28 protein-coding genes are annotated in these 26,000 nt (G+C 58.9%); 18 read left to right on the top strand and 10 right to left on the bottom strand.

Annotated elements, in window-relative coordinates:
* Positions 1-22 precede the first annotated feature (22 nt).
* The 5 genes from MN186_RS08760 (at position 23) to MN186_RS08740 (ending at position 4,088) form a co-directional block, all read left to right on the top strand.
* The gene (locus MN186_RS08760; protein ID WP_242114002.1) at positions 23-349 is read left to right on the top strand and encodes a DUF2849 domain-containing protein; all 327 of its coding nucleotides are present in this window, start codon (positions 23-25) and stop codon (positions 347-349) included.
* On the top strand, positions 342-2,027 hold the full coding sequence (locus MN186_RS08755; protein ID WP_242114001.1) for a nitrite/sulfite reductase: 1,686 nt from the start codon (positions 342-344) through the stop codon (positions 2,025-2,027). Before MN186_RS08760 ends, MN186_RS08755 begins: the two co-directional genes overlap by 8 nt.
* Entirely contained in the window at positions 2,017-2,757 is a 741-nt protein-coding gene (locus MN186_RS08750; protein ID WP_242114000.1) for a phosphoadenylyl-sulfate reductase, read from the top strand. Before MN186_RS08755 ends, MN186_RS08750 begins: the two co-directional genes overlap by 11 nt.
* Positions 2,754-3,164 (top strand): DUF934 domain-containing protein, encoded by a 411-nt coding sequence (locus MN186_RS08745; RefSeq protein WP_242113999.1) that lies wholly within the window; start codon positions 2,754-2,756, stop codon positions 3,162-3,164. The genes MN186_RS08750 and MN186_RS08745 overlap by 4 nt, the downstream gene beginning before the upstream one ends.
* 69 nt (positions 3,165-3,233) lie before the next feature.
* Positions 3,234-4,088 carry a ferredoxin--NADP reductase gene (locus tag MN186_RS08740; RefSeq protein WP_242113998.1) on the top strand — a complete coding sequence of 285 codons (855 nt, stop codon included), beginning with the start codon at positions 3,234-3,236 and terminating at the stop codon, positions 4,086-4,088.
* A gap of 145 nt (positions 4,089-4,233) precedes the next feature.
* Here MN186_RS08740 and MN186_RS08735 read toward each other — a convergent pair whose 3' ends face one another.
* The gene (locus MN186_RS08735; protein ID WP_242113997.1) at positions 4,234-4,917 is read right to left on the bottom strand and encodes a hypothetical protein; all 684 of its coding nucleotides are present in this window, start codon (positions 4,915-4,917) and stop codon (positions 4,234-4,236) included.
* A 209-nt stretch (positions 4,918-5,126) separates the two neighbouring features.
* On the opposite strand from MN186_RS08735, the gene infC reads away from it, so the two are divergent.
* Entirely contained in the window at positions 5,127-5,786 is a 660-nt protein-coding gene (gene infC / locus MN186_RS08730; RefSeq protein WP_242113996.1) for a translation initiation factor IF-3, read from the top strand.
* Positions 5,787-5,855: 69 nt separating this feature from the next.
* Here the strand turns inward: infC and MN186_RS08725 are convergent, their stop codons facing one another.
* Positions 5,856-6,500 carry a class I SAM-dependent methyltransferase gene (locus MN186_RS08725; RefSeq protein WP_242113995.1) on the bottom strand — a complete coding sequence of 215 codons (645 nt, stop codon included), beginning with the start codon at positions 6,498-6,500 and terminating at the stop codon, positions 5,856-5,858.
* Positions 6,501-6,671: 171 nt separating this feature from the next.
* On the opposite strand from MN186_RS08725, the gene MN186_RS08720 reads away from it, so the two are divergent.
* Positions 6,672-7,292, top strand: coding sequence for a trimeric intracellular cation channel family protein (locus MN186_RS08720; protein ID WP_242113994.1), 621 nt, complete (start codon positions 6,672-6,674; stop codon positions 7,290-7,292).
* Here MN186_RS08720 and MN186_RS08715 read toward each other — a convergent pair.
* Positions 7,289-8,290, bottom strand: coding sequence for an XdhC family protein (locus tag MN186_RS08715; RefSeq protein ID WP_242113993.1), 1,002 nt, complete (start codon positions 8,288-8,290; stop codon positions 7,289-7,291). The two genes, MN186_RS08720 and MN186_RS08715, sit on opposite strands and share 4 nt — an antisense overlap.
* A 406-nt stretch (positions 8,291-8,696) precedes the next feature.
* On the opposite strand from MN186_RS08715, the gene MN186_RS08710 reads away from it, so the two are divergent.
* The 10 genes from MN186_RS08710 to MN186_RS08665 all read left to right on the top strand — a co-directional run bounded on the left by MN186_RS08710 (position 8,697) and on the right by MN186_RS08665 (position 18,631).
* Positions 8,697-9,743 carry a glycosyltransferase family 2 protein gene (locus MN186_RS08710; RefSeq protein ID WP_242113992.1) on the top strand — a complete coding sequence of 349 codons (1,047 nt, stop codon included), beginning with the start codon at positions 8,697-8,699 and terminating at the stop codon, positions 9,741-9,743.
* A gap of 74 nt (positions 9,744-9,817) precedes the next feature.
* Complete coding sequence (locus tag MN186_RS08705) at positions 9,818-10,819, top strand: phosphoadenosine phosphosulfate reductase (protein ID WP_242113991.1); 1,002 nt, start codon at positions 9,818-9,820, stop codon at positions 10,817-10,819.
* 113 nt (positions 10,820-10,932) lie between these two features.
* Positions 10,933-11,973 carry a dihydroorotase gene (gene pyrC / locus MN186_RS08700; RefSeq protein WP_242113990.1) on the top strand — a complete coding sequence of 347 codons (1,041 nt, stop codon included), beginning with the start codon at positions 10,933-10,935 and terminating at the stop codon, positions 11,971-11,973.
* Positions 11,974-11,994: 21 nt separating this feature from the next.
* The gene (locus MN186_RS08695; RefSeq protein WP_242113989.1) at positions 11,995-12,675 is read left to right on the top strand and encodes an orotate phosphoribosyltransferase; all 681 of its coding nucleotides are present in this window, start codon (positions 11,995-11,997) and stop codon (positions 12,673-12,675) included.
* 161 nt (positions 12,676-12,836) lie between these two features.
* A complete protein-coding gene (locus tag MN186_RS08690; RefSeq protein WP_242113988.1) occupies positions 12,837-14,342 on the top strand; it encodes a replicative DNA helicase in 1,506 nt (501 codons plus the stop codon).
* Between the two features lie 262 nt (positions 14,343-14,604).
* Complete coding sequence (locus tag MN186_RS08685; RefSeq protein WP_242113987.1) at positions 14,605-14,793, top strand: VOC family protein; 189 nt, start codon at positions 14,605-14,607, stop codon at positions 14,791-14,793.
* Between the two features lie 119 nt (positions 14,794-14,912).
* Complete coding sequence (purB, locus tag MN186_RS08680; RefSeq protein WP_242113986.1) at positions 14,913-16,220, top strand: adenylosuccinate lyase; 1,308 nt, start codon at positions 14,913-14,915, stop codon at positions 16,218-16,220.
* 74 nt (positions 16,221-16,294) lie between these two features.
* Positions 16,295-16,456, top strand: coding sequence for a hypothetical protein (locus MN186_RS08675; RefSeq protein WP_242113985.1), 162 nt, complete (start codon positions 16,295-16,297; stop codon positions 16,454-16,456).
* Positions 16,457-16,563: 107 nt separating this feature from the next.
* Positions 16,564-17,643 carry a flagellar motor switch protein FliG gene (locus tag MN186_RS08670; RefSeq protein WP_242113984.1) on the top strand — a complete coding sequence of 360 codons (1,080 nt, stop codon included), beginning with the start codon at positions 16,564-16,566 and terminating at the stop codon, positions 17,641-17,643.
* 106 nt (positions 17,644-17,749) lie between these two features.
* Entirely contained in the window at positions 17,750-18,631 is an 882-nt protein-coding gene (locus MN186_RS08665; RefSeq protein WP_289069579.1) for a lysophospholipid acyltransferase family protein, read from the top strand.
* Between the two features lie 35 nt (positions 18,632-18,666).
* Here the strand turns inward: MN186_RS08665 and MN186_RS08660 are convergent, their stop codons facing one another.
* A complete protein-coding gene (locus MN186_RS08660; RefSeq protein WP_242113982.1) occupies positions 18,667-19,401 on the bottom strand; it encodes a DUF1223 domain-containing protein in 735 nt (244 codons plus the stop codon).
* 229 nt (positions 19,402-19,630) lie between these two features.
* Here MN186_RS08660 and acnA point away from each other — a divergent pair, with 229 nt between their 5' ends.
* On the top strand, positions 19,631-22,414 hold the full coding sequence (acnA, locus tag MN186_RS08655; protein WP_242113981.1) for an aconitate hydratase AcnA: 2,784 nt from the start codon (positions 19,631-19,633) through the stop codon (positions 22,412-22,414).
* Between the two features lie 392 nt (positions 22,415-22,806).
* Here acnA and MN186_RS08650 read toward each other — a convergent pair whose 3' ends face one another.
* From MN186_RS08650 to MN186_RS08625, 6 genes are all read right to left on the bottom strand, one after another.
* On the bottom strand, positions 22,807-23,361 hold the full coding sequence (locus tag MN186_RS08650; RefSeq protein WP_242113980.1) for a DsbE family thiol:disulfide interchange protein: 555 nt from the start codon (positions 23,359-23,361) through the stop codon (positions 22,807-22,809).
* Positions 23,354-23,509, bottom strand: coding sequence for a heme exporter protein CcmD (gene ccmD / locus MN186_RS08645; protein WP_242113979.1), 156 nt, complete (start codon positions 23,507-23,509; stop codon positions 23,354-23,356). Before ccmD ends, MN186_RS08650 begins: the two co-directional genes overlap by 8 nt.
* Positions 23,502-24,236: a heme ABC transporter permease gene (locus tag MN186_RS08640; protein ID WP_242113978.1), complete on the bottom strand. Its 735-nt coding sequence runs from the start codon at positions 24,234-24,236 to the stop codon at positions 23,502-23,504. The genes ccmD and MN186_RS08640 overlap by 8 nt, the downstream gene beginning before the upstream one ends.
* A gap of 79 nt (positions 24,237-24,315) precedes the next feature.
* Complete coding sequence (gene ccmB / locus MN186_RS08635; protein WP_242113977.1) at positions 24,316-24,972, bottom strand: heme exporter protein CcmB; 657 nt, start codon at positions 24,970-24,972, stop codon at positions 24,316-24,318.
* Positions 24,969-25,610: a heme ABC exporter ATP-binding protein CcmA gene (gene ccmA / locus MN186_RS08630; RefSeq protein ID WP_242113976.1), complete on the bottom strand. Its 642-nt coding sequence runs from the start codon at positions 25,608-25,610 to the stop codon at positions 24,969-24,971. Before ccmA ends, ccmB begins: the two co-directional genes overlap by 4 nt.
* A gap of 10 nt (positions 25,611-25,620) precedes the next feature.
* Positions 25,621-25,974: an Mth938-like domain-containing protein gene (locus MN186_RS08625; RefSeq protein WP_242113975.1), complete on the bottom strand. Its 354-nt coding sequence runs from the start codon at positions 25,972-25,974 to the stop codon at positions 25,621-25,623.
* Positions 25,975-26,000 lie beyond the last annotated feature (26 nt).

Here is a 26,000-nt window from a genome sequence, read left to right as displayed (position 1 = left end):
ACGCAACAAGAAAGGACCGGCCATGCCCCGCCCCTTCACCCCCAAAGTGGTAACCGCAAACGACCTTGTCGAAGGTGATGTGATTTATCTGGCCCAAAATGGTGCCTGGGTGCGTGACATGTGTATGGCATGGTTGATCGACGATGAGGCCGAGGCTGCCACGCAGCTTGCACTGGCCGAGATCCAGCCTGAAATCGCCGTTGGTGCTTATCTGGCCGACGCCAAGGCTGGCCCAAATGGTCCCGTCCCCACCCATTTCCGCGAAGCGTTCCGCGCCAAAGGGCCATCGAACCGCTTCCACGGCAAGCAGATTGCTCATGCGCAGCTGGAGGCCGCCGCCCATGTATGATTACAACAATTTCGACGAAAGCTTCGTGCGCAACCGTGTCAGCCAATTTCGCGCGCAAGTCGCGCGCCGCATCTCGGGCGCGCTGACCGAGGATGAATTCAAACCGCTGCGCCTGATGAACGGCGTTTATCTGCAACTGCACGCCTATATGCTGCGGGTCGCGATCCCATATGGCTCGCTGAACCCCAACCAGATGCGTCAGCTTGCGATGATCTCCGAACGGTGGGACAAGGGTTATGGCCATTGGACGACGCGTCAGAACATCCAATACAACTGGCCCCGCCTGGCCGATATTCCCGACATGCTGGACGCGCTGGCTGACGTTGGGATGCACGCCATCCAGACCTCGGGCAACACGATCCGCAACGTAACGGCAGACCATTTCGCAGGGGCCGCAGCGGACGAAATCGAAGACCCCCGCCCGACCGCCGAGCTTCTGCGCCAGTGGTCGACCGACCACCCGGAATTCCAGTTCCTGCCACGCAAGTTCAAGCTGGCGGTGACGGGATCAAAAGCCGACCGCGCCGTGACCAAGGCGCATGACATCGGCATCCGCATCGTGAAAAATGACGCGGGCGAGGTTGGCTATCAGATCATCGTCGGTGGCGGCCTTGGCCGCACACCGGTCGTCGGTCAGGTGTTGAAAGACTTCCTGCCCCGCGCCGACCTGCTGCCCTATGTCGAGGCAATCGTCAGCGTCTACAACTCGCTGGGCCGTCGCGACAACAAATTCAAAGCGCGCATCAAGATCACCACGATGGAAAACGGGATCGACAAGATCAACGAGCTGGTCGAAACGCGGTTTGCGCAGTTGCGTCCCCTCTTCTCGGGCGCCGATCAGGAGCATTTCAACGATATTGCTGCGAATTTCCAAGCGCCCGCGTTCAAGACGGCACCGCTCGACACCTACCACGCCGCCCGCGATGCCGATCCCTTGTTCCGGTCGTGGAGCGATACCAATGTCGACGACCACCGCGCCGACGGCTACGGGATCGTCACGATCTCGATGAAGGCGCATGGGGCGACGCCAGGCGATGCCTCGGCCGACCAAATGCGCGTGATTGCCGATCTGGCCGAGCACTTTGGACATGGTGATATTCGCATCAGCCACGAACAGAACGTGATCCTGCCGCATGTGCATCGCGCCGACCTGCCCGCCGTTTTCGCCGCCCTGCGTGAACACGGCATGGCAACCGCGAACGCCGGTTTGATCTCGGACATCATCGCCTGCCCCGGCATGGATTACTGCGCGCTGGCGACCGCCCGCTCGATCCCCGTAGCGCAAGAGATCGCCGAACGTTTCGACGAATTGAAGATCGAACACGATATCGGCCACCTGCAAATCAAGATCTCAGGCTGCATCAACGCCTGCGGGCATCACCATCTGGGGCATATCGGCATTCTTGGGCTCGACCGTGCTGGCGTCGAAAACTACCAGATCACTCTTGGTGGTGACGCCGGCCCCGACACCGTAATCGGCAAACGCGCCGGGCCGGGATTTGCCTATGACCAGATTGTGCCCGCCATCGAGCGCCTTGTGCTGGCCTATCTGGACCTGCGCGACGACGACGGTGAGACCTTCATCGACGCCTTCCGCCGTCTGGGCGAAGCGCCGTTCAAGGCCGCGCTCTATCCCATTGAAGATCAGTTAGGGGAGGCCAAGACCAATGCCGCTTGAAGCCCCCCTTCCCGCCCCCGCCCAGCGGGTCGACGGACTGAATGCGCGCTACAAGCACCATTCGGCCACTTCCGTCATTGAACGCGCCTTAACCGACAGCACTATCGGCGCGCTCGCCATGGTATCGAGCTTCGGTGCGGAAAGCGTCGTGCTGCTGCATATGGTGTCGCGCATCGACCGCACCGTTCCGGTGATCTTTCTGGATACGCAAATGCTGTTTCAGGAAACGCTGGAGTATCAGGTCGAGGTTTCAGAAAAGCTTGGCCTGACTGACGTGCGCGTCGTGCATCCGGATGCAAACGAGCTGTTCAAACGCGATCCCGACAACATCCTGCATCTGGCCGATACCGATGCCTGTTGCGAGCTGCGCAAGGTCGAGCCGCTGGACAACGCCCTGACGGGTTTTGACGGCTGGATCACCGGTCGCAAACGCTTTCAGGGCGGCAAACGCGTCGACCTGCAATTCTTTGAGGCCGAAGATGACCGCCTGAAGGTCAATCCGCTGGCCCATTGGGCGTCCCAAGACGTACGCGATTATATGATCAACAACCGCCTGCCGCGTCATCCGTTGGTTGGGCGTGGGTTCCCCTCGATCGGCTGTGCGCCGTGCACGTCCCCGGTGAAGCCGGGCGAAGACCCGCGCGCCGGGCGCTGGCGCGGGGCAGAGAAAACGGAATGCGGCATTCACTTTGTCGACGGGAAAATGGTGCGAGTAGGAGCAAGCGCATGACTGTAATCGTAACCGACGCGGGCTTTGCCCATGATGATTGGGAACACGGCTTCGCCGCGCCCGAGGACCGCGCCGCCAATGACACGCGCGGGCTGCATCTTGCGTCTGACATTGACCCCGCTACGCTAGCGCAACTGATGGTCGGCGTTGACATGATCCGCATCGACTTTCCATCTTTTGCGGATGGGCGTGGCTTCACGCTGGGTCGCCAATTGCGCCTGCTGGGATACTCGGGACGTCTGCGCGCGCACGGCCATGTGATCTCGGACCAATACACCATGGCGCGCCGGTCAGGCTTTGACGAGGTCGAGATCAGCGAAGATTTGTCCCAACGCCAACCCGAAGAAGACTGGCTGGCACGTGCAGATTGGCGGGCCTACGACTATCGGTCGCGACTGACTGGCTAGACCCTTCCCCTCAACCTCTTTATATACGCAGACAGAAAAAGGGCGGGGCCGTTTGCCCCGTTGAAGCACATGAATGAAGTGACGCCGAAAATGGATGCAGAAACAAAAGTGAAACCCGTGCCCACCCTGCCCGATGCGCAGACCGTAACCGAAGTCGAGCATTACACCGACCGACTGTTCCGGTTTCGCTGTACGCGGCCGCAAACCCTGCGTTTCCGGTCTGGCGAGTTTGTAATGATCGGGTTGATGGGCGATCCGGACCCTAAAACCGGAAAGCAAAAACCGCTTCTGCGCGCCTATTCGATCGCTTCGCCCAGCTGGGACGAGGAATTGGAGTTCTACTCGATCAAGGTGCCGGACGGCCCACTGACCTCGAAACTTCAGCACATCGAAGAAGGCGACCAGATCATCCTGCGTCCCAAGCCCGTGGGTACGCTGGTGCATGACGCGCTGATCCCCGGCAAACGCATCTGGTTCTTCGCGACCGGCACCGGGTTTGCGCCCTTCGCATCCCTGCTGCGCGAGCCGCAAACCTATGAGGATTACGACGAGGTGATCATCACCCATACCTGCCGCGAAGTGGGCGAACTGACCTATGGTCGCAATCTGATCGAGGCGTTGAAAGATGATGAGCTTCTGAACGAGGTGATAGGCGACGGTTTCTGGAAGAAGATCAAATACTACCCGACCACGACGCGCGAAGAGAGCCCCAAAATGGGCCGAATCACCGACCTGATCCGCTCGGGCGAGGTGTTCGAAGAACTGGGCATCGAACCGCTCTGCCCCGAAAACGACCGCGCGATGATTTGCGGCAACCTGCCCTTCAACCTGGAGCTCAAGGAGTTGCTGGAAGAAGCAGGGCTTGAGGAAGGTGCGAACTCGAAACCCGCTCAATATGTGGTTGAAAAGGCGTTTCTGGAGTGACCTCAGAGGGTCATCGACCGGAACAAGTGGATCTTGAAAAGGAGGCGGCCAGCCTCCTTTTTTCATAGCGCGTTGCGTAAGTGGATAAACACCAACGCCGCACGGTTTCCCGCGCGGCGTTTGTCTTTTTGATATGACCGGTGGCTTATTGGCCCAGCGCAGCCTTGACCTGATTGATCGCAGCTTCGATCAGTGCAGGGTTCTGGGCCGCTGCTTCCACCGCAGCTTTCAGGCCCGTCTTCTCGGCCTCGCCCAAGGACGAGCTTTCAATCATGTCGATAACCTTGCTGGCGTCGAAGCCTTCTTTGGTCAGGGCTTCGGCCTCGGCTTGCGTATCGGCAACGGCGGCCGCGTCAGCGTCTGGCGCTGCTTCGGTGGTTGCATCGGCATTCGCGTCAGCGCCCGCGTCCGGTACGACCGCGCCGTTGGCTCCGTTCACCACATCCTTGATCGAGTCCGCCGCCCCATCGATGGCGTCTGATACGGCTTCACCGGCTTGATCAAGACCTTCACCGACCGCGTCCACGGTGTCTTGCGCTGCATCCTCGGCAGCCTGTGCAGCCGCTTCGGCTTCGGCCGCAGCTTTATCTGCCGCCTCTTTCGCGGCGGCTTCGGCTTCGGCCGCCTGTTCGGCTGCGGCGTCAGCAGCCGCTTCGGCTTCTGCCTCGACCTCGGCAGCTTGTTCGGCGGCGGAGTCCTCGGCCGCGTTTGTCTGTTCTGTGATCGCATCGCCTTGCGGGGCGACCGCTGGCTGGGTGCTGTTATACCAGAAATACCCCCCCACAACCGCGACGAGCAGGATCACCAGTGCAATAGTGCTATTCTTCATGTCGACATCCTCAACTTGTCCATACATGCGCCACGCAGACCTGCGCGGCATCCAGAAATGATGTGAGGGTTGTGCCCGCACAGCACAAGGGGACACCCCCGCGATGCGCGTCAAGCCGCCAATCCGCTTGAAAACCCTTCGAAAAAACCCCGGCCATCGGCGAACATGCGCGCAATCGCGGCTGGACCTACCTGTCGGGCGCGCCGCACGTGCCGGTTACAACGCAATCGCCGGGCAAAAAACGCTTTATCGGGTTGAATCAGCCGGGGTTGGGCCTTACGCTCTGCCCGAAATATTATCGAAACGTCAGAAGGAATGACACAATAGCCCGCAGACCTCACAACGCGCCGCCAACCCGTGACACCGGCCCGCGCGTCAATGAACGTATCAAAGCCCCCGAAATCCGCCTGATTGGCGCCGATGGTGAAAATGTCGGCGTTGTTACACCAGCGCAAGCCGTGGTTATGGCACAAGAAGCTGGCCTTGATCTGGTCGAGATTTCGCCCAATGCTTCGCCGCCCGTGTGCAAGATCATGGATTTCGGCAAATTCAAATATGAACAGCAGAAACGCGAAAGCGAAGCGCGCAAGAAGCAAAAGACCATCGACGTAAAAGAGGTCAAGTTTCGCCCCAACACCGACACGCATGATTACGACGTAAAAATGCGCAACGTGGTCAAGTTTCTTGAGGCGGGCGACAAGGTCAAGGTGACGCTGCGGTTCCGTGGCCGCGAAATGGCGCACCAAAACCTTGGTCGCGAACTGCTGCAACGTGTTGCCGCTGACACGAAAGAGATTGGCAAAGTCGAAAACATGCCGAAGATGGAAGGCCGTCAGATGGTTATGATGATTGGCCCCGTTACCAAGTAAGTATATGACGAATGAAACACCCGGAACGCCTCGCATTAGCGGGGCGTTTTGCTTTTTCGGGTCGGAAGGTTACGTGCCCTGCCCGCGCCGTGCTACGATATAGCGGCGCAGCTCGCGATCGGGGAAATGGCCACTTTCGATAATGTCGAACCCGTGCTCGGTGATCATCTGCTCTAACTGCCGGGTCGTCATGAAGGACACGGACGGCGCCTTGCCGATCAGTTGCAGAAGCGGCAGAACCGCGCGCGCCACGTAGTAAACCCACGGTCCGCGCCCGACCGGCTTGCACAGGGTTTTCGAGATGAAGATGCCGCCGGGTTTCAATATCTCATGCAGGCGATCCAGCGTCGCAGGCAGATCACCGACCAGATGCAGAAGGTTATGGGCCAGAACAGCATCGAAGGGCCCGGTCAGCGCCCCGACTTTTGCGTCATCCACGTGAAACTCGACATTCTTGATGCCTTGCGTCTTTGCCCGCTCCTGTCCGATCCGGATCATTTGCGGCGCGACATCGGTGATCGTCACATGACCGACCGAGGGCGCCAATTCCAACGCGGTCGTGGCGGTGCCCGCGCCGACCTCCAGCACGCGGTCTTGCGGACCAAGGTAGGACCGCGTGCGCGCCATCGTTTGATGATATCCATCCGGGTTTCGGATCGAGGATTTCGCATATTTCTCGGCAATCCGGTCCCAGAATTTAGCAGGGTTTGTCATGCGCTGTCTCCTTCACGCCTTGTTAGGGCGATATATAGACAGGCGCTAAGACAATGGAAATCGTCAATAAGTGCGCCGATATTGCGACCGCCGTGGACTTGCGCTTGCCGGTCATGTGTCGCACACACGCCGGGCTTACCCCTTGGTACGTCCCACTCAAGAGCTGCATTCATGGAAACGCTGTCCTTTCTGTTCCTGCCCCTATCGCTGTTGGCAACCGGCGTGATGGCCGCGTCGGCGGGTATTCAAGCCCACCGGGTGCATATGGACCCGTTCGGCGCCACGGTGCTGGCCATTGCAACCTCAATGGGCGGAGGGACGCTCCGCGACCTGTTCTTGGGCCTGACGCCAGTTTTCTGGATCATTGACACCCGCTATCTGGCCGTCGCGGTGCCGGTGGCGTTGGTCAGCTTTGCCTTTGCCACACGCATGTCGTCGGGCAACGGTCGCAGGTTGCAGACCCTGATGCGGTTTGACGCGATCGGACTTGCGTTGTTTACGTTGACCGGCGTGCAGGTTGCACTGGATGCAGGCATTGCACCCGTGATGGCAATCGTGATTGGTTGTGTGACGGGGACGGCGGGTGGCATGATCCGCGACCTTCTGTGCAACATGACCCCCAGCCTGTTGAAAGAGGATCTTTATGCCACGCTATCTCTGATCGGGGGTGGCGTGTATCTGGCACTGCTAACCTATCTGGGCGACGCATTGGCGGCAGGGGTCGGGTTTGCTTTCATCCTGACCGCGCGCCTCATAGTCTTGCAGGTCAAGCCCCCGCGGGACGTGTTCTAGCGGCGACTGTCACGCAACGTCTTTCCCCGACGCACCGCGATCAGTTCCGACAGAATCGAGACCGCAATCTCGGCCGGACCCTCGGCACCGATATCCAATCCCACAGGGCCGTGAAGTCGCGCCAGTTCAGTGTCCGGCACACCCGCCGCGCGCAACCTCTCCAGCCGCGCGGCATGAGTTCGGCGCGAGCCGAGGCAACCGATGTATATGGCCCCAGCAGCAAGTCCCCGTTCGATGGCCGGGTCGTCGATCCGGGGATTGTGCCCAAGCGTGACGATGGCCGTGCGCGCATCAACGCCCAGCGCATCCAAAGCATCATCGGAATCATCACAGATCACCTTGCACATCGGGAACCTGTCCGGCGTCGCAAAGCTGGGTCGTGGGTCGATGACGACAGGATCAAACCCCGCGGCCTGCGCCATCGGGGCCAGCACTTGCGCAATGTGAACTGCGCCCACAAGAAAAAGACGCGGGGCGGGCAGATGCAGTGCTATGAACCAATCTTCTGCAAGGCCGGTTGCTGCGTCCGCGATAGCTTCAGGATGGCTGTCTTGTGTCAACAACCGCCTTGTCCAGTTGCCAAGATGCACCTGATAGGCGACCGGCACACGTGCGGCGCGGTGCGCAACAAGCTCCGACAACATCGCGGCAGACAGACCCAAATTGCTTTCATGCGCCTCCATCACAGGTTCGACCAGAACCCGGATCGTGCCGCCACAGGCCAATCCGGCAGCGAACGCGTCGCCATCCGTCACACCAAAGCGCAAAAGCCGTGGCGTGGCCGTGTCCAGAACGTCCATCGCCTCGGACACCACGGCACCTTCGACACATCCGCCCGACACCGAACCTGCAATCCCGCCATCACCCGCAATCACCATCTGACTGCCCATTGGATTGGGCGCACTACCCCAAGTCTGAACGACCGTGGCCAACGCCACGCGCCTGCCAGCGCTGTGCCACGCCAGCGCCGTCTCGGGACCGAAGGTTGAACTTGCCATGTGTTTCGCTCTCTCTGTTTGGGACGGATGAATAAGCCAATGTCGGCGCACCGCCAATGGCCAGACACAAAAAAGGGCCGCCCGACAAGTCAGACGACCCAATCATGGAGTATACCGCTTACTGCACAAAATAGGATGGCACGTGATTCCATCACGCGGTTGGGCGCTAAATGCCATCTGCACAGCCTGCACCGCAAGTATTTATAGCATTCCGTCGCGTAAGATATCATGTCGCGCGCACGCTCCGTATGGCCACGACACCCAAGGCGGCGTTGACGGGTTTTGCCGTGTCTGTCACAGTCGGATGCATATGACAAAGCGGCGAAGGGCGCAGGCTAACCCCATGTCCAAGAACGATAAACCACGTCTGCGCAACATGCCAGACCACGGGACCACGGCCTGAGCCATGCGCGTCACTGCCGTCACATGCGTCAAAAACGAAGCGGCCTTCGTGTTGGAGTGGATCGCCCATCACAAGGCGGTCGGGTTCACCGATTTTCTGGTCTTCTCTAACGATTGCACCGATGGCACGGACCTGATGCTGGACCGATTGCAGCGGATGGGCGTCGTCACCCACCTGCGCAATGATGGCCCTTATGGGCAGGGTGGCGTTCAGTGGACCGGCTTCAAGATCGCGGACAAACACCCTGTCGTGCAAAACGCAGATTGGTTGATGACGCTGGACGTGGACGAATTCGTTAACATCCATACGGGGGATCATACGCTCGATGCGCTTCTGACCGCGCTGCCCGATGCCGACGCCATTACGATGACCTGGCGGCTGTTTGGCAATAACGGCGTGGTCGACTATCTTGACCGCCCGATCACCGATCAGTTCACCCGCGCCGCGCCCGAGGTCATGACCTGGCCCTGGCGGGCCTTCATGTTCAAGACGCTGTATCGCAATGCGGGAGCCTATGAAAAGCTCGGCGTCCACCGCCCCCGTGCGCCGGTCGACGGGACGGTCGAGGCGACGCGTTGGTTCGACGGGCATGGCCGCGCGCTGGACAAAAGCTTTCAGCGCGGGCGCATCTTCTCGCCGTTTGATCGCCCGAATTACGGGCTGGTGCAATTGAACCATTACCCTTTGGGCGCAATGGAAAGCTTCGTGTTGAAATGTGACCGAGGGCGGGTCAACCGATCGGGTCGGCCCATCGACATGGGTTACTGGTGCGACCGCAACTGGTCCGAGGTCGAGGATTTGACCATCCGGCAAACCCGCGACCCACGCGCGCAGATCCTGGCGCAGTTGATGGCCGACCCTACTCTTGCCGCGCTGCATAACAAAGCCGTCACTTGGCGCCGCGCAAGGTTTCACGACCTTATGCAGGACGAAGGGAACCGCGCGCTGTTCGGTCGCTTGATGATGACACCGCCTGCCCGCCCGCTCTTCACTACGCAGGCACATAAAATATACAAATACGCGCAAGCTACGCGAAATCGTGCCGATTAGAGGCTAGCGGGAAATGGTATTTCGGAAAGGGTTGAACTCTGTCCGTTTTTGCCGCAAAGCCCACCAAACTCCGCATGTTTTATGGCCGAGTGAAAGAGCCCTGCACGAAAAAGAAAGCCGAGGTTTGGGTAATGCAGGACGACCTGCCCGAAAACGACACACCCCCTAAACATTCGGACATATCGCCGCCTAGCTGGTTGCGTCACCTGGAAGACGCAGGCGAGGCGCGCGGGTATTTCGAACCGCTCGGCCCCGATCATTACGCAACGCTGACCGACGCAGGGCGCACCCTTGTTGTCACATTCGAGACAATGGACGACCTCCGCCACTCATCACCTTTACACGAACCTTTGGGCTGGAAGCTGGTGCAAGAAAATGGTTGGTCCAACCTGTGCCTGCTGGCCGACGGGCCGACATGGTTTCGCGACCCGGCGGTATACAGCTATTTCGACCGGCTGGTAGAAGATGGGTTTTTTGAGGAATTTGAAAAGGTTGTGTTTTACGGTGCGGGCATGTGTGGCTACGCGGCGGCGGCCTTTTCCGTCGTCGCACCCGACGTTACTGTGATCGCCGTGCAGCCGCAGGCAACCCTTGATCCGGCGCGAACGCCTTTCGAGGATCGTTTTCCTGCGGCAATGCACCGTGACTTCACCAGCCGCTATGCCTATGCGCCGGATATGGTCGAGCCCGCACAGGATGTTTTTATCCTGCTTGATCCAACAATCCCGCAAGATGTAGCCCACGCTGCGCTGTTTCAGGGCGACCACATTCACCGCATCATCAGCCGGCATTTCGGCGCAAAACTAGGCCGTGCGATGGTCAACATGTGTGTGACGCAAACGCTGGTGGATCAGGCAGGAAGCGACGGGCTGACCGAACTGGACTGCTATCGCGCGCTCAGGCTGCGTCGGCAACATATGCCCTATCTGCGCGCACTTCTGTCCACCGCCGAGGCACGTGGACAGCCCCATCTGGTACAATGTCTCGCCACTTGGGTCATCGCAACCCGCCGCGCACCACGTTTCAAACGGGCGCTTCGACGGGCCAGACGGGTGCTGTCCAAGACGGGTCGCTGAAAGCCATACCCCACCCCTCGTCGACGCGGTCGGGTCGGGCTAGCCGAAGATCCAGGGGAATGGGTGTCGAATCATCTAGCACCGGCGGCAGGGCTGCGCTATGCCCTGTGCCGATGACACAGACACTGACCCTTCGCCGCCCCGATGACTGGCATTTGCACTTGCGCGATGGCGCGATGCTACAAGCCGTCCTGCCCGAAACCGCGCGCCATTTCGCCCGCGCCATCATCATGCCGAACCTCGTGCCGCCGGTGGTGACACGCGCCGACGCGACCGCCTATCGCGGCCGCATCATGGCCGCCCTGCCCGCAGACATGCGTTTCGAGCCGTTGATGACGCTGTATCTGACCGAAGATACAGATCCCGCCGACCTTGCCGCCGCCGCCGAAAGCGGTCTGGTCAAAGCAGTGAAGCTATATCCGGCGGGCGCCACGACCAACTCAGCCTCGGGCGTCAAGGATTTCGACAAGGTCCGCCCGGTGCTTGAGAAGATGGCTGAGATTGGCTTACCCCTGTGCGTGCATGGCGAGGTCACCGACGCAGACATCGACATTTTCGACCGCGAGGCGGTGTTCATCGACCGCGTACTTGACCCGATCCGCCGCGCAAACCCGGCCCTGAAAGTGGTGATGGAACATATCACCACCAAGGACGGCGTCGAATACGCCCGCGCCGGAGGGGACACGCTGGGCGCCACGATCACCACGCATCACCTGATCATCAACCGCAACCACATGCTGGTGGGCGGCATCAAGCCACACTATTACTGCCTGCCCGTGGCCAAACGCGAGGTTCACCGCCTTGCCTTGCGCGATGCCGCAACCTCTGGCGATGCAACGTTTTTTCTTGGAACCGACAGCGCACCGCATATCGACCCGCTGAAGGAAAATGCCTGCGGCTGCGCGGGATGTTTTTCGGCGACCAACACCCTGTCCTGCCTTGCTGAAGTTTTCGAACAAGACGGCGCGCTGGACAAGCTGGAAGCTTTCACTTCCCTCAACGGTCCCGCCTTCTATGGTCTGCCAGAGAACGAAGATACGATCATCCTGACCAAAGGCGACCCCGTGACCTATCCCGCCAAGATCGACACAGACGATGGCCCCGTCACCGTGTTCGACCCCGGTTTCGCGCTGCACTGGCAGGTTCAGGCTTAACGACATCAAGGACACCGCCATATGATCCCTTCGACCTTTCCCACCAAAGCCGAGATCGCGCGTCTGACCGCACGGATGCTGCTGGAAATCGGCGCTGTGAACTTTAATACGGACGAGCCCTATACATTGGCCTCGGGCCTGCCTAGCCCGTCTTATATCGACTGCCGCAAACTGATCAGCTTCCCACGCATCCGGTCGACCCTGATGGATTTCATGGCGGTCGAGATCATGCGCGAAGCGGGGTTCGAAGCCTTCGACAACATCGCCGGAGGCGAAACCGCCGGTATCCCCTTTGCCGCGATGGTGGCCGAACGTCTGGCCCTGCCCATGACCTATGTGCGCAAGAAGCCGAAGGGTTACGGCAAGAATGCCCGCATCGAAGGCGCGATGACCGAAGGACAGCGCGTGCTGTTGGTCGAAGATCTGACCACTGACGGCGGATCGAAGCTCAGCTTTGTAGATGCGATTCGGGAAACCGGCGCGTCCTGTGGCGCTACCGCCGTGATCTTCTATTACGACATTTTCCCCGAGACGGAAAAAACCCTTGGCGATCATGGCGTTCAACTGATCCACCTGTGCACATGGTGGGACGTTCTGGCCGAAGCGAAGGCCCAGGGCGTGTTTTCGTCCGACACTTTGGACGAGGTCGAACGTTTCCTGAACGCCCCCCGCGCCTGGCAAGATGCGCGGATGAAAGACTGACAAAACGCAACATCTGGAAGTTTCGCTGCACCACTCCGCCATATATGGTAGAGTCGCGTTATCCACAGGATTCCCACAGGAACATACATTTTGCGTGATCCAACCGGGCGGCGTAGAACCATGTTTACAAAAAAGGGACCCAACAAAGCGGTGGCGAGCAGATGAACGAGATTAGCGGCTTTCAGCAAGGTGGCACATCGGGAAAACCCGCGGATGGGGATGCCGTGCAAGACGCGCTGCCCCATCACATCGAAGCCGAACAACAGCTTCTGGGCGCGATCCTGACCAATAACGACGTCTATGACCGCGTTGCCTCGATCATCAATGCGGGTCATTTTTACGAGCCCGTCCACGCCCGCATCTGGGAAATCGCCGCCAGCCGCATCTCGAAGAATGCGCTGGCCAGTCCTGTGACGCTGAAAGCGTTCATGGAAGATGACGAGGGCCTGAAAGAACTTGGCGGCCCCGCCTATCTGGCGCGCCTTGCGGGCGCTGCAATTTCAAGCTTCGCGGCGCGCGACTATGCGCAGATGATCTATGACCTCGCCATCCGTCGTCAGTTGATTCAGTTGGGTCAAGACATCTCGACCAAGGCGCAGAAGGTCGACATCTCGTCCGAGCCGAAAGAACAGATCGTCGAGGCCGAACAAGCGCTTTATAAACTTGGTGAAGCCGGTCAGACAGACAGCGGATTTCAAAGCTTTCTCAAGGCCGTAACCGATGCAGTTCAAGTCGCCAACGCCGCTTATCAACGCGAAGGCGGGCTGGCGGGCGTGTCAACGGGACTGGCCGATCTTGACGACAAACTGGGCGGGCTGCATCCGTCGGACCTTCTGATCTTGGCCGGGCGTCCTTCGATGGGGAAGACGTCGCTTGCGACCAACATCGCGTTCAATGTGGCCAAGGCTTTCAAGAAAGGCACCCGCCCCGATGGCAGCGAAGGCGCGATCGACGGCGGAGTGGTCGGCTTCTTCTCGCTCGAGATGTCGGCCGAACAACTGGCCGGCCGTATCCTGGCCGAAGCGTCCGAGATCTCATCCCACAAGATCCGTCAAGGCGACATGGACGAAGGCGAATTCCGCCGCTTTGTCGATGCCGCCAAGGAACTGGAAAGTTGCCCGCTGTTCATCGACGACACGCCCGCGCTGCCGATCAGCCAATTGGCCGCCCGCGCACGGCGGTTGAAACGTACCCATGGGCTCGACCTGCTGATCATCGACTACCTGCAACTGTGCCGCGGCACCGCCGAGAACCGGGTGAACGAGATTGCGGAAATTTCGATGGGCATGAAAGCCATCGCCAAGGAACTGAACATCCCGGTCATTGCCCTGTCGCAGCTCAGCCGTCAGGTGGAAAGCCGCGACGACAAACGCCCGCAATTGTCCGACCTGCGCGAAAGCGGCTCGATCGAGCAAGACGCCGACGTGGTCATGTTCGTCTTCCGCGAGGAGTATTACAAAGAACGCGAAAAACCCGGCGATCACGAACTTGACCGCATGGCCGCTTGGCAGGACGAAATGTCCAACCTGCACGGCAAGGCCGAAGTCATCATCGGCAAACAACGCCACGGCCCAATCGGCACGGTCGAACTGTCCTTCGAGGCGCAATTCACGCGCTTCGGAAATCTCGTCCAGAAATGGCAACAAGGCTCTGGCGGCGGGTTCTGATAACGATCACCGGGGTGAACCCCATCATCCTGCAGTGTCAGACCTTCCAACTTCCATTCATTTCTGTATCGAAGCACTGGGTGGACACTTGCGCGCAAGTTGGCAGAACGGGGCATAGCTTGAACTTGGAGATCTTTGGCTTTGCGTTAATCTATCCGCCGAACAGGTAACGCCCTGCACGGGCCATGTCCACATCACCCTATCCTGCTGCCTGACCATTTCGAAAAGGCTCGCCGCCCGGATCAGCCAATCCGTCCCCTTTTTGACGAGAAACACCTCCGAAGGCGTTTCCCTTTATTTCCTCGACCCGGACGGCCACACGCGCGAACTGCATCACAGCGTTCTCAACATCCGCTTTGGCCATTATCGCGCCAACCTGAAAACGGCGCTCAACGTCACGATTGAGCCCGTTTTCTTCTGGCCTAAAATATCCTGGGGTGAATGCGCGTAGCGCAGAGGGGCAACGCCCCTTTACCCTTTGCCCCTTTCCCCACTTCCCCTTTCTCTTGTTCGCTGCATCGCGGCAGTCTATGAAAGCGGCGACTGTTCTCATTGATAAAAGGTCCGCCGATGATCCCTCGCTATTCCCGCCCCGACATGGTCGCCATCTGGTCCCCCGAAACCAAGTTCAAAATCTGGTATCAGATCGAGGCGCACGCTTGCGACGCAATGGCCAATCTGGGTGTGATCCCGCGTGAAAACGCCGAAGCGGTCTGGAAAGCCAAAGATGTCGAATTCGACGTCGCTCGCATCGATGAGATCGAAGCCGAAACCAAACATGACGTCATCGCCTTTCTGACGCACTTGGCAGAACACGTCGGCAGCGAGGAAGCCCGTTTCGTGCATCAAGGCATGACCTCGTCCGATGTTCTGGACACCTGTTTCAATGTGCAACTCGTCCGCGCGTCCGACATTCTGATCGAAGACATGAAAGCCCTGCTCACTGCGCTGAAAAAGCGCGCGTATGAGCATAAGAACACAATCCGCATTGGCCGCAGCCATGGCATTCACGCCGAACCCACGACGATGGGCCTGACGTTTGCCCGTTTCTATGCCGAGATGGATCGCAACCTGAACCGTCTGGAAAAAGCGCGGTACGAAATCGCAACAGGTGCAATTTCAGGAGCGGTCGGGACGTTTGCCAATATCGACCCAGCAGTCGAAGAACATGTGTGCAAGCAAATGGGGCTGGAACCGGAACCAATCAGCACACAAGTCATTCCGCGCGACCGTCATGCGGCCTTCTTTGCTGCGCTAGGTGTTGTGGCAAGCTCGATCGAAAATATCGCCACCGAAATCCGCCATATGCAGCGCACCGAGGTGCTGGAGGCCGCCGAATTCTTCTCGATGGGGCAAAAAGGCTCGTCTGCCATGCCGCATAAGAAAAACCCTGTCCTGACCGAGAACCTTACTGGTTTGGCGCGTCTGGTGCGCATGACCGTGGTGCCCGCAATGGAAAACGTGACGCTTTGGCACGAACGTGACATTTCGCACAGCTCGGTCGAACGCAACATCGGCCCCGACGCCACGATCACGCTTGATTTTGCACTGGCGCGTCTGACCGGGGTGGTCGACAAGCTGTTGGTTTATCCTGAAAACATGATGGCCAACATGAACAAGTTCCCCGGTCTGGTCATGTCGCAGCGCGTGCTGCTGGCGCTGACCCAAGCCGGCGTCAGCCGCGAAGACGCTTATCGTATGGTGCAACGCAACGCGCTGAAGGTCTGGGAAACGGGCTGCGATTTCAAAGCGGAGCTTCTGGCTGATGAAGATGTGGTGAAAGCCCTGAGCGCAGACGGGATCGAAGAAAAATTTGATCTTGGCTATCACACGAAGCATGTGGACACCATCTTCAAACGGGTCTTTGGCAACGACTGATCCCCGCGCGCTGGCCTCAATTTGGGGCTACGCGCGACCTGTGCTATAGTTCGGGCTCGGAAAGGAGGCCCCGAATGCAATTCAAGACCCTTATATGCGCGCTAGTGCTGGCCGTTACACCGACGCTGTCGGTCGCCATGGGCTGCGACCGTGGCAAACATACCGCAGCAAGCTGCGAGGCTGGTCAAGTCTGGGACGCCGGAGCGCAAGCCTGCGTTGACATCGTTTCCAGCTAAAATCGATCGGGCGGTAAGCTCGCCTTAACTCAACCGTGGCAATCTGGACAAAACCAGATGGAAGAGGCTGCGCGTTGACCGCATCGGATATAGCAAATACCAGCGTCATGCCGACAGATGTGGGCATGGCCGCTGAAGGGCATACCCCAAGCGTTAGGCGCGCGCCGCCAGATCGGTCGCGTCGCTTGTCTGCAGGTCTGTCGCGCAAACAGAAAGCCGCGATCATCGTGCGACTGCTTTTGGCCGAAGGAGCAGTGCTGTCACTTCAGGATCTGCCCGAGGGATTGCAGACGGAACTAATCCGCCAAATGTCTGATTTGCGCTACATTGACCGCGCGACACTGAAATCCGTGATCGACGAATTTGTACATGAAATCGAAGATATCGGGCTGGCTTTTCCCGGCGGCATTGAAGACACCCTGTCAATTCTGGACGGCTCGATCAGTCCGGCAACGGCAGCGCGGGTGCGCAAACTCGCAGGGGTCAACCTGTGCGGTGATCCATGGGCCAAGATCGCCGCTCTTGATGCACCGCTTCTACTGTCCACATTGGAAGAAGAAAGTACCGAGGTTGCGGCGGTTCTATTGTCCAAACTGAAGGTCACGGTCGCCGCCGATCTATTGGGGCAGTTGCCGGGTCCGCGGGCGCGAAAATTGGCCTATGCGGTGTCGCAAACCGATGGAATATCTCCTGAAATTGTTGAAAAGATTGGCAGATCATTGGCCGATCAACTGGGCACCCGGCCGCCGAAGGCGTTTGACGAGGACCCCGTACAACGTGTGGGGGCGATCCTGAATGCCTCGCCTGCGACCACGCGCGACGATGTACTGGATGGTCTTCATCAAGATGACACTGCCTTTGCCACGGCCGTGCGCAAAGCGATCTTCACGTTTGCCGATCTGCCCGCTCGGGTGCAGCCTACGGACATCCCCAAGATCACCAAGGATATCGATCAAGCGGTGCTGGTCACCGCACTGACCGCCGCGACCGACCAACTGGAAGATGTGGTCGAGTTCATACTTGGAGCAATGTCCAAGCGTCTGGCCGAACAGATCCGTGAAGAAATGAGCGAACGCGGAAGGGTAAAGGCGAAGGATGGCGAAGCCGCCATGACCGACATCGTGAACCAGGTCCGCGCGCTTGAGGTAACGGGCGAACTGACCCTGATCGAGGAAGAGGAGCAATAGTCCTGCCCCGCAGTCTTGCGGGCATCCACAGCTGCGGTTATGTCTGTGCCGATATGGAAGGCCCCGCGCGCAATGCCCGATCACCGCGCTTTTGGAGACAGGCAAGATGGTGCAAGAGAAACGAGGTGTAGGGCCATATCTGACCCACGTGGCGCTGTCTGCCGTCCTGAACCTGCCTCGCCTGTTGCCCTATCACTGGCGCTTACCTGCCGTCGGCTGGCTCGCGGCGCATGTGGTTGGTCCGATCGCGGGGTATGACAAGCGCATCCGCAACAATCTGGCACTAGCCTGTCCTGAGATGCCCACCGCCGATGTCGAAAAACTGGTGTCAGCGGTTCTGACCAATGCCGGGCGCTTTCTGGCCGAGATGTGGTCAGGTGATGCTTTTTTTAAGCGGTTGGAAAACACAAAATTGTCTGGTCCAGGCTTGGCCGCATTGGAACAGGCAAAGGCAGACGGCCGACCAACGATCGTGATCTCGGGGCATTTCGGAAATTACGACGCTGCCCGCGCTGTTGCATTACAAGCTGGGTACAATACGGGCGCGCTGTATCGCCCGATGTCCAACGCCTATTTCAACGAAAGTTACAAAGCCCGAATGGAAGGGTTTGAAGGCAAAGCCTTTGAACAATCCCGCCGTGGTATGGCCCAGATGGTCAAACACCTGCGCAAAGGCGGGCTTCTGGCTATTCTTCCAGATCAGCGCGAAGATCAGGGGGCGAAGCTCAGCTTTTTCGGGCGCCCCGCCATGACGACGCTCGCGGTTGCCGAAATGGCATTGAAATACGACGCGCTGTTCATACCGGCCTTTGCCATCCGGCAGCAGAACGGTTTGGATTTCGACATCATGATCGAAGAACCGATCGCCCACAGCGATGCGGAAACGATGATGCAGGAATTCAACGATCGGCTTGAGGCCCGCGTGCGTGCGAACATGGATCAGTTCTTGTGGATACATAACCGCTGGCAGCTACCCGACGCGCGCTGATCACGTTCGAGGATTTCATAACAGGACGGCGTGGGTCATTCCAGCCTGATCGCAGCCAGAATCTCGCCGGGGTATCCACCGGATTTGGCGGCCTGCACGATGACAGCCGCCGCCTGCCCCTTGGGCGCGATGGGGTCGGGCAGTTCATACTCGACCGCTTCGGCCCCGTCCCAAATGCCGAAGGCGACGATCTCGGTGACAACGTTGGTTGATGTGATCGACAAGCCCGCATTCTCACCCCTGCCGATATCGACCTGTGCAATCGGCATGAACCGCACAAGCTGCACAAGGATCTTGCCCGGCAGATCCCGGCGCGTCATCCCCGCGACACGCAATAAGGGGGTGCCACTTTCGGTCTGGTCAGTGCGCAGCACCACGCCCGGCGTTTTTTCCTGATGGCGGTGAATGACATCCATCACCTTGACCACATGGCTACCAACCGCCTGGTCAACCCCGCCAATCACCATTTGCGGCGTGTAGATCGAGCGTGTGCCGAAGCTGTAAGCATAGGCCTTTTGCCGCTTGGTATGGGCAGGTTGGGCAAACGTGTCTTTCCAGCCGATATAATCCCAATAATCCACGTGCAGGGCCAATGGCAGAATATCGTCGTATTCAGACAGCTTTCCCAACAGAGCATCGGCAGGCGGGCAGGACGAACACCCTTGCGAGGTGAACAATTCGACCACCGTTAGCGGTCGGTCTTGTGCGGTGGCGGGGAAGGTGCCAAGCCATATTGCGCAGACTAGGAACAGGGTCAGAACAGCTCGCATCGGGTCTCTTTTCCGTCGGGATCACACCCTAGATAGCGCGCCCACCCTAGCGCCGCCAATCAACGTTTTGCGAGGGGTATGTTACAGTATTCCCGTATATGTCGGGATTGGGGTCGATTTCTGGTGTGCCATCGTATACAACGACTTGGAATCCCCTTGCACCGCGCCCGCTTTTGGGGGCAAATGCAAGCAGCCCAACCCTGTATCCTCACCATAAGGGAGCCATTTTATGACCATCATCGTTGGACAAGATACCGCCAAGGCGCGCAAGACGCTAAAGGCCGGAGGCACCTCGATTGCCTACTACTCTATTCCCGCTGCCGAAGCCGCAGGCCTTGGCGATTTTTCCCGACTGCCGGTCGCGCTGAAAGTCGTTCTGGAAAACATGCTGCGGTTCGAAGACGGCGGTCGCACCGTCAGTATTGATGACATAAAGGCCTTTTCTGAATGGGCCGATAAAGGCGGCAAGAACCCCCGCGAAATCGCCTATCGTCCGGCCCGCGTATTGATGCAGGATTTCACCGGCGTTCCCGCCGTCGTTGACCTTGCCGCGATGCGTGATGGCATCAAGGAACTGGGCGGTGATGCGCAAAAGATCAACCCGCTGAACCCTGTCGATCTGGTCATCGACCACTCGGTCATGATCGACGAATTCGGCAACCCACGCGCGTTCCAGATGAACGTGGATCGCGAATATGAACGTAACATGGAACGCTATCAGTTTCTGAAATGGGGTCAGTCGGCCTTTAACAACTTCCGTGTGGTACCGCCCGGCACCGGCATCTGCCACCAGGTGAATCTGGAATATCTGGCGCAAACCGTCTGGAGCGATGAAGACCAGAATGGCGAACAGGTCGCATACCCCGACACGCTTGTCGGCACCGACAGCCACACCACCATGGTCAACGGCTTGGCCGTTCTTGGCTGGGGCGTTGGCGGGATCGAGGCCGAAGCCGCGATGCTTGGCCAACCCATTTCCATGCTGATCCCCGAGGTTATCGGGTTTGAGCTGACCGGGGAGATGGTCGAAGGCACGACTGGCACCGACCTTGTGCTGCGGGTCGTCGAGATGCTGCGCGCAAAAGGTGTTGTGGGCAAATTTGTCGAATTCTATGGCGAAGGTCTGGACAAACTGCCGCTGGCTGATCGGGCGACGATTGCCAACATGGCACCTGAATATGGCGCAACATGTGGTTTCTTCCCCATTGACGATGAAACACTGCGCTATCTGCGCACCACTGGGCGCGACGATGATCGCATTGCGCTGGTTGAAGCCTATGCCAAGGAAAACGGTTTCTGGCGCGACGCCAACTACAATCCGGTTTATACCGACACGCTGTCCCTTGACATGGGCACCGTCGTTCCAGCGATCTCGGGACCCAAACGCCCGCAGGATCATATCCCGCTCGACGAGGCCGCAAAGACCTTTGCCGAATACATTGAGGGCGAACGCGCAGGCATCCCTGCAAATAAAAAGCAGAAGGGTCGCTGGGAAGCCGAAGGTGGTCAGCCCGCGCCGCGCGCGATCCCCGGCGATGCCGGCCATCACCGTCGTGGCTTTGTCTGCCAAACCGATGAAAATCAGAATTATCAGTTGCATGACGGTTCCATCGTCATCGCGTCGATTACGTCGTGTACCAATACGTCGAACCCATATGTAATGATCGGCGCTGGTCTGGTTGCACGCAAAGCCCGTGCACTTGGCCTGAACCGCAAACCATGGGTGAAAACATCGTTGGCGCCAGGGTCGCAGGTTGTGTCCGCTTACCTTGAAGCCGCCGGTCTGCAAGAAGATCTGGACGCAATCGGTTTCAACCTTGTCGGCTATGGCTGCACCACTTGCATCGGTAACTCTGGTCCGTTGGAGCCTGAAATCAGCAAGGCGATCAACGATTGCGACCTGATTGCGACCTCAGTCCTGTCGGGCAACCGCAACTTCGAGGGGCGGATCTCGCCCGATGTGCGCGCCAACTATCTGGCATCACCCCCCTTGGTCGTCGCATATGCGCTGGCAGGTGACATGAATATCGACATCGCCAATGATCCGATCGCGCAGGACAAGGACGGCAACGACGTCTATCTGAAAGACCTGTGGCCAAGCACGCAAGAAATTGCGGATTTGGTCGAAAAAACCGTCACCCGCGAGGCGTTCCAGTCGAAATATGCCGACGTCTTCAAGGGCGACGACAAATGGCAAGCGGTCGAAACCACGGGCGACGAAACCTATGATTGGCCGGCCACGTCGACCTATATCCAGAACCCGCCCTATTTCCAGGGCATGTCGAAGGATGCCGGCGTGATCTCGGACATCGAAGGTGCGAAGGTGCTGGCGGTGCTGGGTGACATGATCACCACCGACCACATCTCGCCTGCTGGGTCGTTCCCGGTATCGTCGCCTGCCGGTCAGTATCTGACGGAACGTCAGGTCGCCCCGCGCGAATTCAACTCGTATGGGTCGCGTCGCGGCAACCACGAGATCATGATGCGCGGAACCTTCGCCAACATCCGCATCAAGAACGAGATGCTGGACGGAGTCGAAGGCGGCTATACTAAGGGGCCGGATGGCAAACAAACGTCGATCTTTGACGCCTCGATGGCCTATCAGGACGCAGGCACGCCACTGGTCGTCTTTGGTGGCGAACAGTATGGTGCCGGATCGTCACGTGACTGGGCAGCCAAGGGTACAAGCCTGCTGGGCGTGAAAGCCGTAATCGCCGAATCGTTTGAACGTATCCACCGCTCCAACTTGGTTGGCATGGGCGTGATCCCGTTCGAATTCACCGGCGGTGACACGCGCAAATCCTTGAGCCTGACCGGGGATGAGATCGTATCGATCACAGGGCTTGAGGGCGAGCTGAAACCCCTGTCAAACGTACCGTGTGACATCACATATGCCGATGGCAGCACCAAGACCATCGAGCTGAAATGCCGGATCGATACCGAGGTCGAAATCGACTACGTCAAGAACGGCGGCGTCCTTCACTACGTGTTGCGCAACCTTGCCAAGTCGTAAGGTTTTCGGAAGGTAACGAATTGAACGCGCCCCCTTCGCGGGGCGCGTTCTTTTGTTTGGCACGGTGAATTCTGAACGCCTTGGCTGACTCCACATCGGACAAGCCATATCCCATGGCGGGCACGCTTCAATTCGGGCAAGTTTCCGCCCATGGGCGCCCACATCCACGGCATCTTTGCCAGGCCACTGGCCAATACGGAAGCGATCTGCTTCACTGTGTCATACATATTATTTTGGTTTTTTCAGGAAGAGTTATTCGGGCAGTACCGAACGATACTTGCGAACGCATACAGCAAAAGAAATTCGATGTATAAATATCTGCGCCATATCCCACAGCCGATCCTTGAAGCCATCGCATTCAGCGTGTTCATCCTGCTGCTTGCGATCTCGGGCTAGCGGCTGGCAGCTTCTTCGATCGCGGGGCGAATTACGCTTTCCAGAATACTTTCGGTGATGGGGCCGGCAAAGCGTTTCACCACGGTGCCATCTGCGGCAATGATGAAAGTTTCAGGCACGCCATACAATCCCCATTCCAACCCCGTGCGCCCGTCCGCATCTGCCATCAACTTGGCATAAGGGTCGCCCAGTTGGGCAAGGAAGCGGCGCGCGTTGGCCGGGTCATCCTTGTAGTTGATGCCGTTGATCACCACACCTTCGTCCGCCAACGTTTCTAGCTGCGGGTGTTCAGCACGGCACGGGCCGCACCAGCTGGCCCAGAAGTTCACCAGCTTCACACCGCCCGAGGTCAGGTCTTCTTGGGTGAACCCCTCGCCCCCCTCAAAAGCGGTAAGTTGCAGCGCGGGTGCCATATTTCCTTCACGGGTTGACGGCAGGGTATTGCGATCGCTCTGGTTCATGCCCCACAGAAACATCACCGCCAGACCGATGAACAGCACCGGTGGCAACAGCATCAGCCACGAAATCCCTTTTTTCTTTTCTTCAGCCATTGCCCGACGCCCTTTTCTCAGCCGTATGAAGTGCTTTCTTCACTTGGACCGAACGGCGCCAAGTGACAAGGATTAAGGCGATCAAAAGTGCGAGAGTAGCGCCCCAAGATGACAGGATCGCGTCTGCGTATTTGCCAAGCTCAAGCATCTTTCATCCTTTCACGGATTTCCAAACGGTGCAGGCGGACCAAGCGCAGTTCAGTGCGGGTGCGGATCAGAACAAGCGCGATGAACAGCAGGACAAAGCCCGCGAGGCACAGCAGTAACGGCAGGTAATAGACATCCGCCACGTGTTCTTCCTTATCCATAGACAGGGATGCGCCCTGGTGCAGGCCTTGGTTCCAGAAGTTTACCGCATAGCGACTAAGCAAGGCAAAGACCGACCCCACAATACACAGGACCGATGTCAGATCGGCAGCGGTATCCGGGTTCTCGATCGCGGCCCACAGCGCCATGTAGCCCAGATAGAACAGGAACAGGATCAGGAAACTGGTCAGCCGCGGGTCCCACGCCCAATAGGTGCCCCACATCGGTTCGCCCCAGATGGCGCCGGTGATCAGCGCGATCACAGTCATGGTGACACCAATCAAAGCCGCCGCTTTGGCGGCGCGCACCGAGACATGGTGACGGCGCACGATCCAGATCAGCGATGTGACAAGCATCATGACCCAGATGTTGATGGCCATCATCGCGGACGGGACATGAACATAGATGATCTTGACTGAATTGCCGAAATTTACGGCTTCTGGTGTAAAGAAGAAACCCCAGATCAGGCCCGGTATCAACGTCAACGCGGTCAGACCGATGACCCAGGGCAGAACCTTGCCGCTGAGCGCCATGAACCTGACCGGGTTTGCGAATTCCCAAAGTGACATTTGCTTCCTCTATTCGGTGGCGTTTGGGTGAAGGTTGTTTTTCGCGACCATAGCGCCTGTTTCCTGATCGCGACTTGACCTATCTCAGGTTAATACGCAAAGCCGACGCCGCCGCGAAGGGTAATAATGCGACCGAGCCCGCGGTGATCCCCGCCATGATCAGAAGGGGCGTGAGCGCCGACAGGCCAGCGGTGCCGCGGGTTGCGGCCTCGGCTCCGAAGATCAGTGTCGGGATGTAGAGTGGCAGGACAAGCAGCGACAACAGCAGTCCACCACGTTTCAGCCCGACCGTCAGTGCCGCCCCAAATGCGCCGATCATCGACAGCGCAGGCGTGCCGATCAGAAGGGTTACGAAAATCCAGTAATGTCCCGGCGATTGCAGGTTCATCAACGCCCCAAAGGCGGGCGCGGCCAAGGTTAGGGGCAGTCCCGTGACCAGCCAATGGGCCAGCGCCTTGATCGCGACGGTGCCTTCCATCGGGATCGGCGCGGTGGCCAACAGGTCCAGGGATCCATCCTCGAAATCCAACTGAAAAATACGGTCCAGTGACAGAAGGCAAGCCAGCAGCGCGCCGACCCACAGAATGCCGGGGGCGATGCGCGACAGGATAGCGGCCTCGGGTCCTACGCCGAACGGGACAAGGGTCGAGACGATCAGGAAAAACGCAAGCCCAAGGCCAAAGCCGCCGCCCGCACGCATCGCAAGCCGCATGTCGCGCACCAGAAGGGCAATCATGTAAATGCCTCGTCGAAATCGGCATAGCCATCGCGATTCTGGCCGCTGCGTCCACGCACACCGTCGGCGCGAAACGGGCCGATGTCGAACGTGTCAGCTTGAAGCCCCAGGTCGATATGGGTGGCGATCAGGGCCGCCCCGCCGCCTGCGACATGCGCGCGGACCGCGTCGGCAAATAGCCCGACGGATGCCACGTCAAGTGACACGGTCGGTTCGTCCAACAGCCAGATCGGGCGGCCTGTGACCAGAAGTCGCGCCAGCCCCAGCCGCCGCTTTTGTCCCGCCGACAGGTTGCCTGCGGGCCGGTGGGTCAGCCCCTGAAGATTGAAGTCAGCCACAGCGGCGGAAATGCTGTCGATCCCATGAACCGAGGCCCAGAAGCGCAGGTTTTCCGCGACCGTCAAGGTGGCCTTCAAACCGTCCGCATGGGCGCCATAAGTGATCTGTTCAGGATCTGCCGACACGCGCCCGGCCAAGGGCGGTTGCAGCCCGGCAAGTGTGCGCAACAGCGTCGTTTTTCCCGATCCGTTCGGCCCGCGCAGGATCATGACCTGCCCGGCCCCCAGCGTGAAGTTCACCCCTTCGAGCACCGGAACACCGCCGCGTGCGACGGATAGGTTGTCGACCTTCATTTCCATGTCAGAAGCCTTAGACCGGAAGGGCGGCCAGCGCAATGCGCCGCCCCTCGGACAATAGCACATTATAGGTGCGGCAGGCTGGCGCAGAGGCCATTGCCTCGACCCCGATTCCGGCGTCTTCCATCGCCTCTCGAAGTGCTGCGGGCGGATGGGCGGGGTCGGCCCCGGTGCCGTAAAACAACACGTCAATCTTGCCGACAAGCGCCAAAAGTGGCGCAATGTCATCGGGGTCGTCCCAACTGATTGCCGTATCCTCAGTCACGATCATGGCGCCCTTGATGACCCGACCCGCGACCCGGAAGAACCCCGGGCCATAGCTGTCGACCGGCTGGGCGCTGTCGTATTTAACCTCGTGGAACTGCATATCGAACCTCGTGGATTTGCTTGGTG

It is taken from the genome of Aliiroseovarius sediminis (assembly GCF_022678485.1).
GTDB lineage: Bacteria > Pseudomonadota > Alphaproteobacteria > Rhodobacterales > Rhodobacteraceae > Aliiroseovarius > Aliiroseovarius sediminis.
Note: the sequence above shows the minus strand (reverse complement) of the source record. Positions and strands in the feature narration are given on the sequence as shown.